Annotated in this window: 16 protein-coding genes and 2 tRNA genes; 10 read left to right on the top strand and 8 right to left on the bottom strand. The window is 60.6% G+C overall.

The genetic code is table 11. From position 1 onward, the window contains the following. Positions 1 to 15: 15 nt before the first annotated feature. The 3 genes from GNZ12_RS12520 (at position 16) to GNZ12_RS12510 (ending at position 2,672) form a co-directional block, all read left to right on the top strand. Positions 16 to 1,131 carry an aldo/keto reductase gene (locus tag GNZ12_RS12520; protein ID WP_172310625.1) on the top strand — a complete coding sequence of 372 codons (1,116 nt, stop codon included), beginning with the start codon at positions 16 to 18 and terminating at the stop codon, positions 1,129 to 1,131. Positions 1,132 to 1,640: 509 nt separating this feature from the next. Next, on the top strand, positions 1,641 to 1,790 hold the full coding sequence (locus tag GNZ12_RS12515) for a hypothetical protein (RefSeq protein WP_028200145.1): 150 nt from the start codon (positions 1,641 to 1,643) through the stop codon (positions 1,788 to 1,790). A gap of 285 nt (positions 1,791 to 2,075) precedes the next feature. After that, positions 2,076 to 2,672 (top strand): chorismate mutase, encoded by a 597-nt coding sequence (locus GNZ12_RS12510; RefSeq protein ID WP_074282501.1) that lies wholly within the window; start codon positions 2,076 to 2,078, stop codon positions 2,670 to 2,672. 4 nt (positions 2,673 to 2,676) lie between these two features. Here GNZ12_RS12510 and GNZ12_RS12505 read toward each other — a convergent pair whose 3' ends face one another. Together GNZ12_RS12505 and GNZ12_RS12500 are read right to left on the bottom strand one after the other, a co-directional pair. After that, complete coding sequence (locus GNZ12_RS12505) at positions 2,677 to 3,831, bottom strand: exonuclease domain-containing protein (protein WP_172310624.1); 1,155 nt, start codon at positions 3,829 to 3,831, stop codon at positions 2,677 to 2,679. 352 nt (positions 3,832 to 4,183) lie between these two features. Then, positions 4,184 to 4,387, bottom strand: a complete 204-nt coding sequence (locus GNZ12_RS12500; protein ID WP_054037310.1) for a cold-shock protein — start codon at positions 4,385 to 4,387, stop codon at positions 4,184 to 4,186. Positions 4,388 to 4,831: 444 nt separating this feature from the next. Here GNZ12_RS12500 and GNZ12_RS12495 point away from each other — a divergent pair, with 444 nt between their 5' ends. Next, positions 4,832 to 5,080 (top strand): hypothetical protein, encoded by a 249-nt coding sequence (locus GNZ12_RS12495; RefSeq protein ID WP_172310623.1) that lies wholly within the window; start codon positions 4,832 to 4,834, stop codon positions 5,078 to 5,080. Positions 5,081 to 5,608: 528 nt separating this feature from the next. Continuing rightward, complete coding sequence (locus GNZ12_RS12490) at positions 5,609 to 6,757, top strand: porin (protein ID WP_172310622.1); 1,149 nt, start codon at positions 5,609 to 5,611, stop codon at positions 6,755 to 6,757. Positions 6,758 to 6,874: 117 nt separating this feature from the next. On the opposite strand, the gene greB is transcribed toward GNZ12_RS12490, so the two are convergent. After that, complete coding sequence (gene greB, locus GNZ12_RS12485; protein WP_172310621.1) at positions 6,875 to 7,444, bottom strand: transcription elongation factor GreB; 570 nt, start codon at positions 7,442 to 7,444, stop codon at positions 6,875 to 6,877. A 120-nt stretch (positions 7,445 to 7,564) separates the two neighbouring features. Between greB and GNZ12_RS12480 the strand changes: the two genes are divergently transcribed. Together GNZ12_RS12480 and GNZ12_RS12475 are read left to right on the top strand one after the other, a co-directional pair. Then, positions 7,565 to 7,641: transfer RNA gene (locus GNZ12_RS12480), tRNA-Arg, on the top strand. Between the two features lie 99 nt (positions 7,642 to 7,740). Beyond that, positions 7,741 to 7,817: transfer RNA gene (locus GNZ12_RS12475), tRNA-Arg, on the top strand. A gap of 106 nt (positions 7,818 to 7,923) precedes the next feature. Here GNZ12_RS12475 and GNZ12_RS12470 read toward each other — a convergent pair. From GNZ12_RS12470 to GNZ12_RS12450, 5 genes are all read right to left on the bottom strand, one after another. After that, positions 7,924 to 8,412, bottom strand: coding sequence for a phage protein NinX family protein (locus GNZ12_RS12470; RefSeq protein WP_172310620.1), 489 nt, complete (start codon positions 8,410 to 8,412; stop codon positions 7,924 to 7,926). A gap of 116 nt (positions 8,413 to 8,528) precedes the next feature. After that, complete coding sequence (locus tag GNZ12_RS12465; RefSeq protein WP_172310619.1) at positions 8,529 to 10,883, bottom strand: RelA/SpoT family protein; 2,355 nt, start codon at positions 10,881 to 10,883, stop codon at positions 8,529 to 8,531. Positions 10,884 to 10,991: 108 nt separating this feature from the next. Then, positions 10,992 to 11,195, bottom strand: coding sequence for a DNA-directed RNA polymerase subunit omega (gene rpoZ, locus GNZ12_RS12460; RefSeq protein ID WP_006025620.1), 204 nt, complete (start codon positions 11,193 to 11,195; stop codon positions 10,992 to 10,994). A 60-nt stretch (positions 11,196 to 11,255) separates the two neighbouring features. Further along, positions 11,256 to 11,936, bottom strand: coding sequence for a guanylate kinase (gmk, locus tag GNZ12_RS12455; protein WP_172310618.1), 681 nt, complete (start codon positions 11,934 to 11,936; stop codon positions 11,256 to 11,258). An 18-nt stretch (positions 11,937 to 11,954) separates the two neighbouring features. Then, positions 11,955 to 12,878, bottom strand: coding sequence for a YicC/YloC family endoribonuclease (locus tag GNZ12_RS12450; RefSeq protein ID WP_172310617.1), 924 nt, complete (start codon positions 12,876 to 12,878; stop codon positions 11,955 to 11,957). 291 nt (positions 12,879 to 13,169) lie between these two features. Here GNZ12_RS12450 and rph point away from each other — a divergent pair, with 291 nt between their 5' ends. The 3 genes from rph to hemW are packed head-to-tail and all read left to right on the top strand — an operon-like array spanning position 13,170 to position 15,776. Then, the gene (rph, locus tag GNZ12_RS12445; RefSeq protein WP_172310616.1) at positions 13,170 to 13,910 is read left to right on the top strand and encodes a ribonuclease PH; all 741 of its coding nucleotides are present in this window, start codon (positions 13,170 to 13,172) and stop codon (positions 13,908 to 13,910) included. Next, entirely contained in the window at positions 13,903 to 14,550 is a 648-nt protein-coding gene (gene rdgB / locus GNZ12_RS12440; protein ID WP_172310615.1) for an RdgB/HAM1 family non-canonical purine NTP pyrophosphatase, read from the top strand. The genes rph and rdgB overlap by 8 nt, the downstream gene beginning before the upstream one ends. Further along, entirely contained in the window at positions 14,547 to 15,776 is a 1,230-nt protein-coding gene (gene hemW, locus GNZ12_RS12435; RefSeq protein ID WP_172310614.1) for a radical SAM family heme chaperone HemW, read from the top strand. The genes rdgB and hemW overlap by 4 nt, the downstream gene beginning before the upstream one ends. The last annotated feature ends 12 nt before the right edge of the window (positions 15,777 to 15,788 follow it).

The raw sequence follows: 15,788 nt of genomic DNA, 5'->3' as shown, positions 1-15,788 counted from the left end.
CTCAAGGAGACTGATATGACGATGGACCGCTACAACCTGCTCGGCCGCTCGGGCCTTCGCGTGAGCCCGATCGCACTCGGCACGATGACCTTCGGCACCGAATGGGGCTGGGGCGCCGACGAACAATCGGCGCAACGCCTGTTCGACCTGTACGTGGATGGCGGCGGCAACTTCATCGACACCGCCGACCTGTACACCGAAGGCACCAGCGAAAAATGGCTCGGCAAATTCGTCGCGCCGCGCGGTCTGCGCGACCGGCTCGTGATCGCCACCAAGTACGGCTACAACGCCGAGACCGGCAATCCGAATGCGGGTGGCAACCATCGCAAGAATCTGCTGCGCGCGCTCGACGGATCGCTCAAGCGCCTAGGCACCGACTACATCGACCTGTACTACCTGCACACGTGGGATCGCGTCACGCCGGTGGACGAAGTGATGCGCGCAATGGACGACGCGGTGCGCGCGGGCAAGATCCGCTACGTCGGCCTGTCGGATACGCCCGCGTGGTTCGCCGGGCGGGCGCAGACGCTGGCCGACTGGCGCGGCTTCGAACCGGTCGCGGCGATGCAGCTCGAGTACTCGATGATCGAGCGCAACGCCGAAAACGAGTTCGCTGATCTCGCCACCAATCTGGGCATGGGGCTCGTGCCCTGGAGTCCGCTGGGGATGGGCGTGCTGTCGGGCAAATACCGTCCGTCGCAAGGCAGAGCGGCGGGCCCGGTTTCCGGCGGCGGGCGCCTTGCGGGTATGGCGAGCGCGCCGCCGCCGGGATTCGACAAACTGACCGAGCGTAACTTTCGCATCGTTGCGGAACTGGAGGCCGTTGCGAATCTGGCAGGGCGGCCGATGGCGCAAGTCGCGCTTAACTGGTTGCATCAGAAGCGCGGCGTGTCGAGCATCATTGTCGGCGCGACCCGGCCGGAGCAGTTGCAGGAATCGCTTGGCTCGCTCGATTTCACGCTCACACCGGAATTGATCGCACGGCTCGACGCTGTCTCCGAACCTGCCCGCCCGTTCCCGTACTACATGTTCGCTGACGGTCATCAGGCGCGGATTCACGGACAGGTCGAAGTCGCCGACAAACCGGCGGCCTACTCGGCACCCGTGAAAATTCCGGCGCCGAACGCGTAAAAATCGTCCACCGCAAGCGCCGCGCTTCATCCAGAAGGCGGCGCCATTTTATTTGCGGAAAATATCCAGAAAAGTATTCTCGCTCGTCAACGAAGTCGCGCAATCGTTCGTTTACCAACAATTAGGGGGCTGAATGAACGTACTGAACCAATCGGTAATTAACGAACGTTCGGTCTAACGCAAAGAAAATCCTGCCGATGCGGCAGTGCACAAAAACCGCCGTGATTTGTTCATATCAACACATATGAACAGGCGGTGTTGTGACGCAACAGAGATAATCCGCAGAAGGTATGCGGGGTAAGGCTGGGAAGGGAACGCAGGGGATATCGAACGGTTTTGATTGACCGCGGCGAATTCAATTGTTCGCAGTCAACCGATAAATTCTATTCAAACATTCCGTTCCCATGTTGGGCTGTACCGTTAAAGCAACAAACAACATGTGAGCCGCATCAGACACTGGTGCAAAACGGGGACCGAGGCAGATAATCGGTTTGTAAAGGAGATAGATCATGGATGCCAAACCACCGAAGATTCCGACCCCGGATAAAGTTTTTAGCCCGGATCCGGAACCCGCTGGCGTCGAGTTTCTGGGTGCCGAACTGCCTGAGCATGTTCGCGCATTTTTCGACGAACAACGCAAGTCGTGCGACTCGAAGTAATTGTGCAGTGGCGCGATGCAGCATCAGCGTCCGCGCGTCCGGCGCGCGGCGAGGGTTCGCACGCGCCCCTACGATTATCTTTTGCTGCTGTCGCGGCGCGGGATACGCTTAGCTGATTGCGGCGCTTGGCTTATATAGCCCAGCGCATGGGTAGTACACGTCTCTAACAGGCATTTTAACTATCTCGGTAGTTTGTTTTTCGATCGATCCGTGCGCCCGCTTGACCCGCGCATCGTCTATTCTTCTGGTTTTTCTCTCCCGGCCAACCGGCCACTCTCGCCTTCCATGAATCGCTCGTACCGCTTTGGAGCGTCATGCGCGCTCGCGTTGTTCACCGCGCTTGCGTTCGCGCCCGCCCCTGCCGTTGCTGACGGCGACGACACCGCGCTTACCAATCTGATCGCACTGGCTTCGCAGCGCCTCGCCCTCGCGGAGCCCGTTGCGCGCTGGAAGTGGGCAAACCATCAGGCGATTACGGATACGCCGCGCGAGAACGCATTGCTCGCCGACGTCGAGAAGCGCGCCGTAGCCGCGAACGTCGATCCGGCGTTCGCGCACGCCTTCTTCCAGGATCAGATCGACGCCAGCAAGGACGTGCAGAACGCTCTGTTTGACACCTGGCGCAGCACGCGGCCGCCCGAAGGCCCCGCGCCCGACCTGGCCACCAGCACGCGGCCGCAACTGGATCGGCTGACGCAGTCACTCGTGGCCGCACTCGCGCGTGTGCAACCGCTGCGCGCCGCGCAGGATTGTCCGTCACGCGTGGCGCAATCGCTTGCTAACTGGAAATCGCTGACGCGCTACGATTCGACCCGTTCGAGCGCGTTGACGCGCGCGCTCGGCCACGTGTGCGAAGCGGGTGGAGTCGGTGCAACGGGCTGATCGGTTAAGCGAGACTCGGCACTGGCGTGCCGCTCGAGACGCTTAGTGGCATCACACGCAAGCCGCGCGCAAGATGGCTCTGCAGAAGGCGATAGGTCGATAGCTCGAAGGGTCCGGCCACGCTCGACGCGTGCAGCGCCGCCGCCTGCGCGAGCGAAGGCGCATGCCCGAAGTAACGCCACCGGTCGACAACGTGAAAAGCGCGCGCGTGCGACGCTTCTTCGCGCTCCTCAAATACGACTGGACCGTCGAACGGCCAGGGTGCATCCACCGGATCGCTCTTCGTGACGCGCGGCACCCGGTTATGGCCGGGACGCAGCGTCGCGATCCACTGCGCCTCCGCGAGCATGGCGCCCAGCTCGCCGCCGGTCGCCCGCCACTCGACACGCCGCACTTGCTGCGCGAGCCGCATATCCTTCGCCGAACGCCGCTCACCCGTCAAATGCGAACGCAGCCGCTGACGCACACGTACGCTTCGCCCCACATACAACGGCAGATCGCCTTCTCCATAGAACGCATAAACACCGCATCCGGCCGGCGCAGTGTCGAGCAGATCTTCGGTGATGTCGCCGGCCAGCCGGTAGCGCCGGGTGGCGCGCTCGATCTGTGCCTGCAAAACGTCCAGCGGTACAAGACCGCCATGCAGACGTTGCCAGAACTGCCAGATCAGATCGGCGTCGGCGAGTGCGCGGTGACGATCGGACGGCACGAGGCCATGACGTTCCACCAACGCGTCGAGCCCGTGGCGCTTTTCCGCCGGAAATAACGCGCGCGACAGGCGCACGGTGCACAGCACATCCGGATCGAACGCGAGTCCGGCCCGGCGAAACTCCCCGCGCAGAAAACCGCGATCGAAACTGGCGTTGTGCGCGACGAACAGTTTGCCGTTCAGGCGCTCAAACAAGGCTGGCGCGATGGACTCGAACGTCGGCGCGCCCCGGACCATCGCGTTCGTGATGCCGGTGAGCTGCTGAATGAATGAAGGAATCGGTTGCTGAGGGTCGACCAGGCTGCTCCAGCGTGACACGCCGGCCGGTCCTATTTCGACCACGCCGACTTCGGTGATGCGATGCTCGCTGGTCGAGCCGCCGGTGGTTTCAAGATCGACGAAGACGATCGGCACATCTAGGGCCGTTTCCGGCAGAAACTGTTCAGACATGGAAAGGAATATTTTGGACGCGTGGCTTTGCGGCAAGTATGCACCAGTTAGCCGCCGCGCACCCAGCCAGCGTTTCTTTGCCGCCGGCGCCGGGCGGCGCAAAGACTGCATTCCTGCTTGATCCACAACCCGCTCGCAATCTGCGAATTATTATGTTTTTACGACGCCGATTTGAAATTCAAAAGGCACCATTTCACCCCCATCCCCCTCGCCAAATTAATCCGGACCAGATAGTTAATCGCTTCAGCCACAGCCATAATAATGAATAACCATAAAAAAAGCCTTCGCGTTTCGCGAAGGCTTTTGGGCGATCAGGCTGCCCGGCAACGCGCGCGGAGCAGCGCAGTGCGACTTAAAGCGGCTGGATGTTCGCCGCTTGCTTGCCCTTCGGGCCTGCCTTGACCTCGAAGGAGACGCGCTGGCTTTCCTTCAGCGACTTGAAACCTTCGGTGCGGATCTCCGAAAAGTGCGCGAACAGGTCTTCGCCACCCGAATCCGATGTAATGAAGCCAAAGCCCTTAGCATCGTTGAACCATTTGACGATACCAGTTTCCATATTCCAGTTTCCCTCGAGGATTTATCAAATTCGGGCATTGCCCTCAAGCTGCATTTCATGATCACTTCATCTGTGATTGAGCATTTTATAAAGGCCCCTGAACGACCAGATCTGGCGATTGAAATTCAGCATTGCCGTTATACGGGGAACGAAGAATCACCGTCAAGCGAATTTTTCATATACCCTCAGCACGCAGCGCAATAAATCAATGCCAGATGAATCTGGAGATCACGAAAGCATATTCAGCAGAAATCGAAGAATCCTCCACGTCAATATTACTCATTCAATATCGAATGCGCTCGAAATCGGGAAAAATTTCAGCATGCCGGTGAGAATATGTAACAAGACATGTATTTAGTAAGTGTTTGTCCGAGTTGTTGCACCGCACTCATGGCAGCATGATGGAAATCAATAGCGAGAAGTCATGCGCGTCAGGAGATCACCATGCTGTTCAGTCAATTTCGCCGCCTCATCACCTGGCTCGCCCAATCGCAAGTAAAGACCGTTCCCGCTCAATCCGGGCCCGTCGCCGCGTTACCTTCGGCCTTCGAGTTCGATCCCATGTGGCACGGGGATCACTGGCAAAACCTGCTGTCGTCCCCCATGGACGCGCGCCACTATGTGATGGAAGACTGGAGCGTCTCGGTGGCGACCGACTGGAGCGAAGTGGATGGTGCTGCGCCCGCGCACTGACTGACGTCCACGAATCCGCAACCGGAAGGCAAAAAAAAGCGCGACTGGGAAGTCGCGCCGACAAAGGTTTGGAGATCTTTTTCGTCAACGAAAAAGTCTGCTTCGGAAAGCAGAGGTTTCAGTATAGCGGCTTAGACGACATCGATTATTCGCATAATCGACAATCATCTGTTGCTATTGCGACAACAATCATTTTTACGATTTATTGCGTTGTTTTTTTGCATCGATTACTGTAGCAAATGAGCAACGCGATTCGACTGATTTGCTTTTCATCCTCCCTCAATAACGCTGCAAGCCTTTATCGGCAAGGCTTGAGCGGCATTCGCCCATCGTTTCATATCCAGTAATACTTTATTGCGAAAATCGGAATGCCCGCTTCTTGAGCGTCTATCTACACTCTGCCTAATCGGAAACCGGCGCGTTTGGAGTACAGCGCGCTTCTCATGCGGATTTCGCCTCTCGCAGCGCCCGCGTGAAGGTCTCCTTAAGCCTGGGTTCAATACCCACTCTTGCTCTCGGAGTTACAAGATGAAAAAGACACTCATGGTCGCGGCCCTCACGGGCGTTTTTGCAACGGCAGCACATGCCCAGAGCAGCGTCACGCTGTATGGGTTGATCGATGCCGGCATCACCTATACGAATAACCAGCACGGTCACAGCAACTGGCAAGAAACGAGCGGTTCGGTGAACGGCAGCCGTTGGGGCTTGCGTGGTTCTGAAGATCTGGGCGGCGGCCTCAAGGCGATCTTCACGTTGGAAAACGGCTTCGGCATCAATGACGGCACGCTGAAACAAGGCGGCCGTGAATTCGGCCGTCAAGCGTTCGTCGGTCTGACGAGCGACCAGTTCGGCGCTGTGACCCTCGGCCGTCAATACGACAGCATGGTCGACTACGTGGGTCCGCTGGCACTCACCGGCACGCAGTACGGCGGCACGCAATTCGCGCACCCGTTCGATAACGACAACCTGAACAACTCGTTCCGCGTCAACAACTCGGTCAAGTATCAGAGCGTGAACTACGGCGGCTTCAAGTTCGGCGCCCTGTACGGCTTCTCGAACCAGGCTGACGGTTTCGCCAACAATCGTGCTTACAGCGCGGGCGCATCGTATAACTGGGGCGGCCTGAACGTCGCTGCCGCTTACCTGCAACTGAACAGCAACGGCGCAACCGGCGCGGCTGCGGCATTCAATTCGGGCGGTGCAGTGTCGAGCGACAACACGTTCTTTGCTGGGCGTCAGCAAACGTGGGGCGCAGGTGCTAACTATGCGTTCGGCCCGGCAACGGTCGGCCTCGTGTACTCGCAAACGAATCTGTCGAGTCTGGCTGGCATCGGCGCGGGCGCGTCGGGTCAATCGGCCGGAATCGGATTCGCCAACCCCAGCAGTGCCCACTTCCAGAACTTCGAAGCTAACGCTCGCTACGCGCTGACGCCGGCAGTGAGCATCGCCGGTTCGTACACGTACACGCGCGCAAGCCTGGCTGGTACGCGTCCGCACTGGAACCAGTTCAACTTGCAAACGGCGTATGCGCTGTCCAAGCGTACGGACGTGTACCTGCAAGGCGAATACCAGCAAGCCAACCAAAACGCCATCGTCGATGCCGACATCAACGGGCTGAGCGCTTCGAACAACAACAAGCAAGTCGCTGTGACCGCTGGTCTGCGTCACCGCTTCTAAAGCAGTTGGCAACAACACCTGCAGTATCGAAGGCGCCGTTCGCGGCGCCTTTTTTATGCCGTACTGAGGTCTGGCGCGCGCCCTCGCCCGCCTCATCCGATACGCCAATGCATTGGCCTAGCCGCCGGTATCAGGCGGCGGATATTTGACGTCCAATATATCTATCGGCTGCGGGCCGGCCGGTGTGTACAAAGTCACCGTATCGCCGATTTTCGCCTTGAGCAGCGCCCGCGCGATCGGTGAGATCCAGCTCACGTGGCCAACGTCCAGATCGACCTCATCGACGCCGACGACCGTCAGGGTATGCACTTCGCCATCGACCGTCGCGTACTCAACGGTCGCACCGAAGAAAACCTGATCGACGTTTTCCTGTTTGCTGCTATCGACCACCTCGGCGATGTCGAGGCGCTTGGTCAGAAAGCGGATCCGCCGGTCGATTTCCCGCAGACGGCGCTTACCGTAGATGTAGTCGCCGTTTTCCGAGCGGTCGCCGTTCGAGGCCGCCCATGACACCAGCTTGACCACCTCCGGCCGCTCGACATCGATCAGATGCAGCAGTTCATCGCGCATACGCCGGTATCCGGCGGGCGTGATGTAGTTTTTCGTACCCGGCGGAATTTCGGGCTGGGCGACGTCGAGATCGTCGTCATTCTCTTCACTCGACTCTTTGACAAAGGCCTTGTTCATGATGGTCCATTAACTGCAGCAAGCGACTGCCTATCAAGGGTACACGATCAGGGCAATGAGACAAATCGCAGTTACGTGCTTCCCTTTTTGAAAACCTTTGCTATAATCTCGTTTCTGCGTGCGGCTGTAGCTCAGTTGGATAGAGTACTTGGCTACGAACCAAGGGGTCGTGGGTTCGAATCCTGCCAGCCGCACCACTTATTCGAGGGCCTCCCTCCGGGGAGGCCCTATGTTTTACCCCGGTTTTACACAAATTTCATCGCGTATCATTGAAATTAGCGTCACCTGTTTAGCGTGCGGCTGTAGCTCAGTTGGATAGAGTACTTGGCTACGAACCAAGGGGTCGTGGGTTCGAATCCTGCCAGCCGCACCACCTATGAAGGGCCTTCCGATCGGAAGGCCCTTTGTTTTTGCGTGGCCGGTTCTCCTTAATCCGGTCCGCCCCGCCAAGCCCGCAGGCCCGGGCGGTGTCACCGCTGCTATCGCGGTATCGACTGAATATCACCGATCTGTCCGTCGGGACTCGGCACGTCCTCAAAAGAATCCTCCTCCGTTTCCTCGCCGATCAGCGCCGCTCGCGGGCCAGTCACAGCCTGCGCCTGCCACAACACCTCGTCCACACTATCGCCGAAACGGCTTTCGACAAACGCCCGCAGCAGCGCGACCCGTAACGAGTCGCCCCGCCCTTCCACGGGTCGATGGCCGCCTTCGAATTCGGCGATGCAATGTGCCGCGCCATGAACGGCCCGTTCACGCAGCTCCAGCCGCTGCGCGCGTTCCAGCACCGCAGAGGCCGCTTCCCATGATGTGGACGGCGTGAAACGGCCATCCCATGGGCGGCCGCGGTCGATGCCGCGGATCGAGACGGTTTCGCCGCTGTCGGTAAAGAAGATTTCGCGCACGAAGTCGTGCAGGCTGCGGGCGACCCAATAGTCGAGCGCCAAGCCGGTGAGGTCAGCTACTTTCATAAGCGTTCTCCCTGAAGTTCCAGTGAGACTCGCTGGCGCAGGTGCGTTCAGATTCGAACGAGGTCCGCCTGAGGCGGCCAGACGTTCTCGTCGAGCAGCCCTCAGCCAGCCTCAGATCAGTAATCCGCCCGTTCGCGGTCGATCCGCATCCCGCCGTCGTGACGGTGATGCCCTTCCTCGCTCGGCCGCTCACGCGCAATACGCATCACGTCCGGATTCGTACGCACGCGGCGCATGACGTTGGCGAGATGGACGCGATCGCTCACCTGGATCACGAAGCGCAGCACCGTGGATTCCTGCGACAGGTCTTCGTCCATCGCGATGTGGACGATGTTCGCATCCGCCGACGTGATGTCGGCAGCCACGCGGGCGAATACGCCCTTGGTGTTCTTGACCAGCACCTTCACCGCGACGTCGAACAGACGCCCCGGCTGCGGCGCCCACGCCACGTCGATCCAGCGGCCCGGATCGCGCTTGTGGATACGCTGCGCGACGCGGCAATCCGTGGTGTGAATGGCCATGCCGAGGCCGATGCCGATGTAGCCCATGATGTCGTCGCCCGGAATCGGACGGCAGCACGCGGACAACTGCACCGACATGCCTTCGGTGCCGGTGATGACGACCGGCGGTGCATGCGGCGCTGTGCCGTCGCGCGAGCCGTCGTCGTCGGCATCGCGGCCGCTCATCAGCACTTCGATACGCTTGGCCATGACCGCGGCGACACGCCGCCCAAGACCGATATCCGCGAAGATTTCCTGACGGTTCTTGTTGCCCGTCCACTGCACGAGTTTTTCCCAGGCTTCCGGCGTCACGTCCGACAGCGCCAGCCCGTAGCCCTTCAGCGCCTGGTCGACGAGACGCTCGCCGAGCTGTACAGACTCGTTCAACCGCATCGTCTTTAAATAGTGGCGGATCGCCGAACGCGCCTTGCCCGTGCGCACGAAACCCAGCCACGCCGGATTCGGCTTCGAATACGGCGCCGTGATCACTTCAACAATGTCGCCGCTCTTCAGCTCAGTACGCAGCGGCAGCAGTTCGTTATTGATCTTGACTGCGACGCACTGGTTGCCCAGGTCGCTGTGGATCGAATACGCGAAGTCAAGGGCGGTGGCACCGCGCGGCAGCGCCATGATCTTCGACTTCGGCGTAAACACGTAGACCGCATCCGGGAACAGATCGATCTTGACGTGTTCCAGAAATTCGCTCGAATCGCCCGCTTCGCTCTGAATGTCGAGCAGCGACTTGAGCCACTGGTGCGCGCGTTTCTGCACATCGTTCAGATCCGCGCCGCCGTTCTTGTACAGCCAGTGCGCAGCGACGCCCGCTTCGGCAATCTCGTGCATCTTGCGCGTGCGCACCTGGAACTCGATCGGCGCGCCAAACGGGCCGACCAGCGTGGTGTGCAGCGACTGATAGCCGTTCACCTTCGGGATCGCGATGTAATCCTTGAACTTGCCTGGCACCGGCTTGTAAAGCGCATGCAGCGCGCCGATGCAGGTGTAGCACTCGAGCGCGCTTTCGACCACCACACGGAAGCCGTACACGTCGAGCACCTGCGAGAACGACAACTGCTTGTCGCGCATCTTCTTATAGATACTGAAGATGGTTTTTTCGCGGCCGGTGACTTCGGCGTTGAGCTTCGCGTCGGCAATCGCGCGCTGCACCGACTCCAGAATCTTGCCGACCACCTCACGCCGGTTGCCACGCGCGGCCTTGACGGCTTTTTCGAGCGTGGCGTAGCGATGCGGGTTGAAGTTCGCGAAGCTCAGGTCCTGCAGCTCGCGATAGGTATTGTTCAGGCCAAGCCGGTGCGCGATCGGCGCATAGATGTCCAGCGTTTCGCGCGCCACGCGGCGGCGCTTTTCATGCGGCACCGCGCCCAGCGTGCGCATGTTGTGCAGCCGGTCGGCGAGTTTGACCAGAATGACGCGGACGTCCCGCGCCATCGCGAGCAGCATCTTGCGGAAATTTTCCGCTTGCGCCTCTTCGCGATTGCGAAACTCCATCTTGTCCAGCTTTGACAACCCGTCGACCAGTTCCGCGACCTTTGCGCCGAATCGCTCGGCGAGTTCGGCTTTGGTCACGCCCTGGTCTTCCATCACATCATGCAGCAGCGCCGCCATGATCGACTGGTTGTCGAGATTCCAGCCGGCGCAGATTTCGGCGACGGCAACAGGATGCGTGATGTAGGGTTCGCCACTCTGGCGATACTGGCCGAGGTGGGCTTCGTCGCTGAAATGGAACGCCGCCTTGATGTCCTTGATCTCTTCCGGCTGCAAATAGCCGGACAAGGCGGACGTCAGCTTGGCGATCGAAACGACGTCATGCCGGCGCGGTTGCTCCGGCGTGGCAGTCGGCCCGAACAGATGGCGAAACGACTGTTCGAGCACTGCGTCGATGTACTTCCGTGCAGACGAGGGCGAGTCAGCGTCGTGTTCCACTTCCGTGGCGGTGGGCGGGGTAGCACTCATTTTCGCCTCCGTAGCGGTTAGGGTTGGACGCCGGTCTGCACGTTGATGCAACTAGGTGTGGCAAAAAGGCCTGGCAAATACGGGCAATCGAAAACGGAACAGTGCGCCTTAAACCGGCACCTTCTTCAGCATTTCGACGCCAACCTGGCCAGCTGCGATTTCGCGCAGTGCGACGACGGTGGGCTTGTCGCGGCTTTCGATCTTCGGCGTGTGGCCTTGAGCGAGCTGACGCGCGCGATAGGTTGCGGCAAGCGCGAGTTCGAAACGGTTCGGGATCTGTTTGAGGCAGTCTTCGACGGTAATGCGGGCCATGTTGGGTTCCTTCTCAGTATGTTGCTTATTCTACCTTATGTGCTCGACACACCGCCGCGTTCACGCGTGTGGCAGGTGGATACCGAGCTGCACGAAAAGCTGCGTGTGGCGCGCGTATTGCGAGGCGAAGCGCGAACGCGTCGCGGCCACGAGGCACCGCAGTTCACCGAGCGCGCGATCGAAGTTGTCGTTGATCACGACGTACTCCGCTTCGGCCGCGTGCGCCATCTCGCTGCCGGCTGCGAGCAGACGGCGCGTAATCACGTTCGGTTCGTCCTGGCCGCGCTTTTTCAAACGCTCTTCGAGCGCATCCAGCGACGGCGGCAAGATGAAAATTTCAACCGCGTTGTGAAACTGTTTCTTCACCTGTTGCGCGCCTTGCCAGTCGATTTCGAGCAGCACGTCATGGCCGCTCTTCATCTGCTCCTCGATCCACACGCGCGAGGTCGCATAGTAGTTGCCGTGCACTTCCGCGCTTTCCAGAAACTCGCCAGTCGCGTGACGCGTCAGGAAATCGTCGACCGTCGTGAAGTGATAGTGCTCGCCGTCCTGCTCCTTCGGACGCGGCGGGCGCGTCGTGTACGAAATCGACAGACGGATCGCGTTGTCGCCGGCGAGCAGCGCGTTCACGAGCGTCGACTTGCCCGCGCCGGAAGGCGCGACCACCATGAACAGGTTGCCGGGATAAGCACCGGCGTAAGGGTTGCGCGGTGCGCTGGTTTCGCGTGTGTGGTCGGTCATGTTATCGAGGCTCCTGCCCTACTCCAGATTCTGTACTTGCTCGCGCATCTGTTCGATGAGCAGCTTCAGGGTCATTGACGAATCGGCCAGTTCCTTCGCGGCCGCCTTCGAGCCGAGCGTGTTCGCTTCGCGATTCAGTTCCTGCATCATGAAGTCCAGGCGCTTGCCGACCTTGCCGCCCTTCTCGATCACATGACGCGTTTCGTTCAGGTGAGCCGTGAGGCGCGACAGTTCTTCGGCGATGTCGATGCGGATGCCGTACATCGTCACTTCCTGACGAATCCGTTCGTTGATTTCTTCGCGCGAGACGGTCGTCGTCGCCGTATCGGGCGCGGCGATACCGAGCGCTTCCTGCAGACGTTCGACGATCTTCTGCTGATGCTTGGCGATCAGTTCCGGCACGAGCGGCGTGATCTTCGTGACGATCATTTCCATCTCGGTGACGTTGGCGAGCAGCACCGTCGCCAGTTGCGCACCTTCGCGGGCACGCACGTCGATCAGATCGGTAATCGCCTGCTTGCCGCATGCCAGCACCGCGTCGCGCAGCACTTCCGGCGCCACGCCGGTTTCGGCCAGCACGCCCGGCCAGCGCAGAATTTCGCCGGTGCGCAGACGCCCTGCTTCCGGAAAGGTCGACAGCACGGTGCGCTCGAGCAGCGCGAGTTGCGTCAGCGCATCGCGACTAACCGACCCCGCGTTAGCCGACTGTTCGCTGCGTTGCAGGTTGATACGGATATCGACCTTGCCGCGCGAGAGCTTGTTCATCAGCATTTCGCGCAGCGTCGGTTCGCAGACGCGCACGTCTTCCGGCATGCGGAAGTTCAGATCGAGAAAGCGCGAGTTCACCGTGCGCAGTTCGACCGATACGCTCACGCCGCCTGTGCCTGAGGCCGGGACGAGTTCGCGCGTGGCGCTCGCATAGCCAGTCATGCTGTAGATCATCGTATTTCTCGCGATTGTGGCCATGCGTTTGACGATGGCCGGAGAGTCGAATCGCCCGGCGTGTACGAGACGCGGAGCGGAGAATCCGCATTATCCCATTTTTACCGACGAGGCCGCTTCGTACGCGGGCCGCACCCGGGCAACACGAGCACCGCCACGCGCGAAGTGCTACCCCGCGCAAAGCCCCGGCACATGCAGGCAGCCGTCCGACGGACAGGCCGCCCCGCGCCCGGCGCGATCGGCGGTAAAATCGCGCTTTCCCTCCTGCTTTTCTTCCCTACCGATCCCAACATGACCAATAACACCCAACGCCCCAGCGGCCGCCAGGCCAATCAGCTGCGCGACGTGCGCATCACGCGCCACTACACGAAGCATGCGGAGGGCTCGGTACTGGTCGAATTCGGCGACACCAAGGTCATCTGCACGGCGAGCATCGCCGAGAGCGTGCCGTCGTTCCTGCGCGACCGCGGCCAGGGCTGGTTGACCGCCGAATACGGCATGCTGCCGCGCGCCACGCATACCCGCAGCGACCGTGAAGCGGCGCGTGGCAAACAAACCGGCCGCACTCAGGAAATCCAGCGTCTGATCGGCCGTGCACTGCGCTCGGTGTTCGATCTCGAGAAGCTCGGCGCGCGCACGCTGCATATCGATTGCGACGTGATCCAGGCCGACGGCGGTACGCGCACGGCCAGCATCACCGGCGCGTTCGTGGCCGCGCATGACGCGGTGGCCAAATTGCTGGCTGCGGGGCGCATCGAAAGCTCGCCGATTACCGACTACGTCGCAGCGATTTCGGTCGGCGTGTACGACGGTTTGCCGGTGCTGGATCTCGATTACGACGAAGACTCGCAATGCGACACCGACATGAACGTGGTGATGACGGGCGCGGGTGGCTTCGTCGAAATTCAGGGCACGGCTGAAGGTGTGCCGTTCTCGCGCGATGAAATGAATTCGCTGCTGGATCTGGCGAGCGACGGCATCAACACGCTGATCGCGAAGCAGAAAGAAGCGTTGGAGCAAAAGAGTGAGTGAGGTTCGTCAAGGCAACGGCGCGGTTGCGTCTGACTCGCCGTTGAAGAAAGTCGTGCTGGCGTCGAACAACGCGGGCAAGCTGCGCGAGTTCGCGGCGCTGCTCGGCGCAGCCGGCATCGAGTTGATTCCGCAGGGCGCGCTGAACGTGCCGGAAGCGGAAGAACCGTATCCGACTTTCGTCGAAAACGCGCTGACCAAGGCGCGTCACGCAGCGAAGCTCACCGGCCTGCCCGCCCTCGCCGACGATTCCGGCCTGTGCGTGCGCGCGCTGCGTGGTGCACCCGGCGTTTTTTCGGCGCGCTACGCGCAGCTTGCAGGCGGTGAAAAGAGCGACGCAGCGAACAACGCGCAGCTCGTTTCAGCCTTGCAGGGCGAAACCGATCGTCGCGCGTACTACTACTGCGTGCTGGCGCTCGTGCGTCATGCGGACGATCCCGAACCGCTGATCGCCGAAGGCCGCTGGCACGGCGAAATGCTGGATGCGCCGCGCGGCAAGCATGGCTTCGGGTATGACCCGTACTTCTTCCTGCCGTCGCTGAATGCGAGCGCTGCGGAACTCGAACCAGCGGTAAAGAACGCCAGCAGCCATCGCGCGATTGCATTGCGCCAACTGCTCGCGCGTTTGACGGAGGAAGCGTGATTCCGATTAAACAGGCGCCCGCCGATATCGGCAACGGCGTCATCAAGGCATTTACGTCGCCGGGCAGCATTCGTCTGACGTCGTTGCCGCCATTGGCGTTGTATGTGCACTTTCCCTGGTGCGTGCGCAAATGCCCGTACTGCGATTTCAACTCGCATGAATGGAAAGGCGACACGTTCCCGGAAACCGAGTATCTCGACGCTTTGCGCGCCGATCTCGAATTGGCGCTACCGCTTGTGTGGGGCCGCCAGGTGCATACGGTGTTCATCGGCGGCGGCACGCCCAGCTTGCTGTCGGCAGCCGGGCTCGACCGTATGCTGTCCGACATCCGCGCGCTGCTGCCGCTCGACGCCGACGCGGAAATCACGCTCGAAGCCAACCCGGGTACGTTCGAAGCTGACAAGTTCGCGCAATTTCGCGCGAGCGGGGTGAATCGCCTGTCGGTGGGCATCCAGAGTTTCAATGAAGCGCATCTGAAGGCGCTCGGCCGGATTCACGACTCGACGCAAGCACGCCATGCGGTCGAAGTGGCCGCGACCACCTTCGACAACTTCAATCTCGATCTGATGTTCGCATTGCCGCAGCAGACGCTCGCGGAATGTCAGGCTGACGTGGAGACGGCGTTGTCGTTCGCGCCGCCGCATTTGTCGCTGTATCACCTCACGCTCGAACCGAACACGCTGTTTGCGAAATTCCCGCCGGCGCTCCCCGACGACGATGCTTCCGCCGACATGCAGGACTGGATTCACGAACGCACGACGGCCGCCGGTTATGAACGCTACGAGGTGTCCGCGTATGCGCAGCCGCATCGGCAGAGTAAGCACAATCTGAACTACTGGCGCTTCGGCGATTATCTCGGCATCGGCGCGGGCGCGCATACCAAACTGTCGTTTCCGAACCGCGTGCTGCGTCAGGTGCGCTATAAGCATCCGACTACCTTCATCGAGCAGGCGATGGCCGGCACGGCCGTGCAGGAAGAGCATGAGGTCGGACCGCGCGATCTGCCGTTCGAGTTCATGTTGAACGCCCTGCGGCTGGTGGAAGGGTTTCCGGTGCACCGCTTCATCGAGCGCACGGGGCTGTCGATGACCTCGATCGAACCGGCTTTGCAGGAGGCTGAACGTCGCAAACTGATTACACGCGACCACGAAAAGATTGCGCCCACACCGCTTGGCCAGGCCTTCCTGAACGATCTGCAGGCGCTGTTTCTGAAAGATCCGCAGTAATTCCAGATCCGC

Source organism: Paraburkholderia solitsugae (assembly GCF_013177695.1).
Classification (GTDB): domain Bacteria; phylum Pseudomonadota; class Gammaproteobacteria; order Burkholderiales; family Burkholderiaceae; genus Paraburkholderia; species Paraburkholderia solitsugae.
This window is presented reverse-complemented; position numbering and strand designations above follow the sequence as displayed.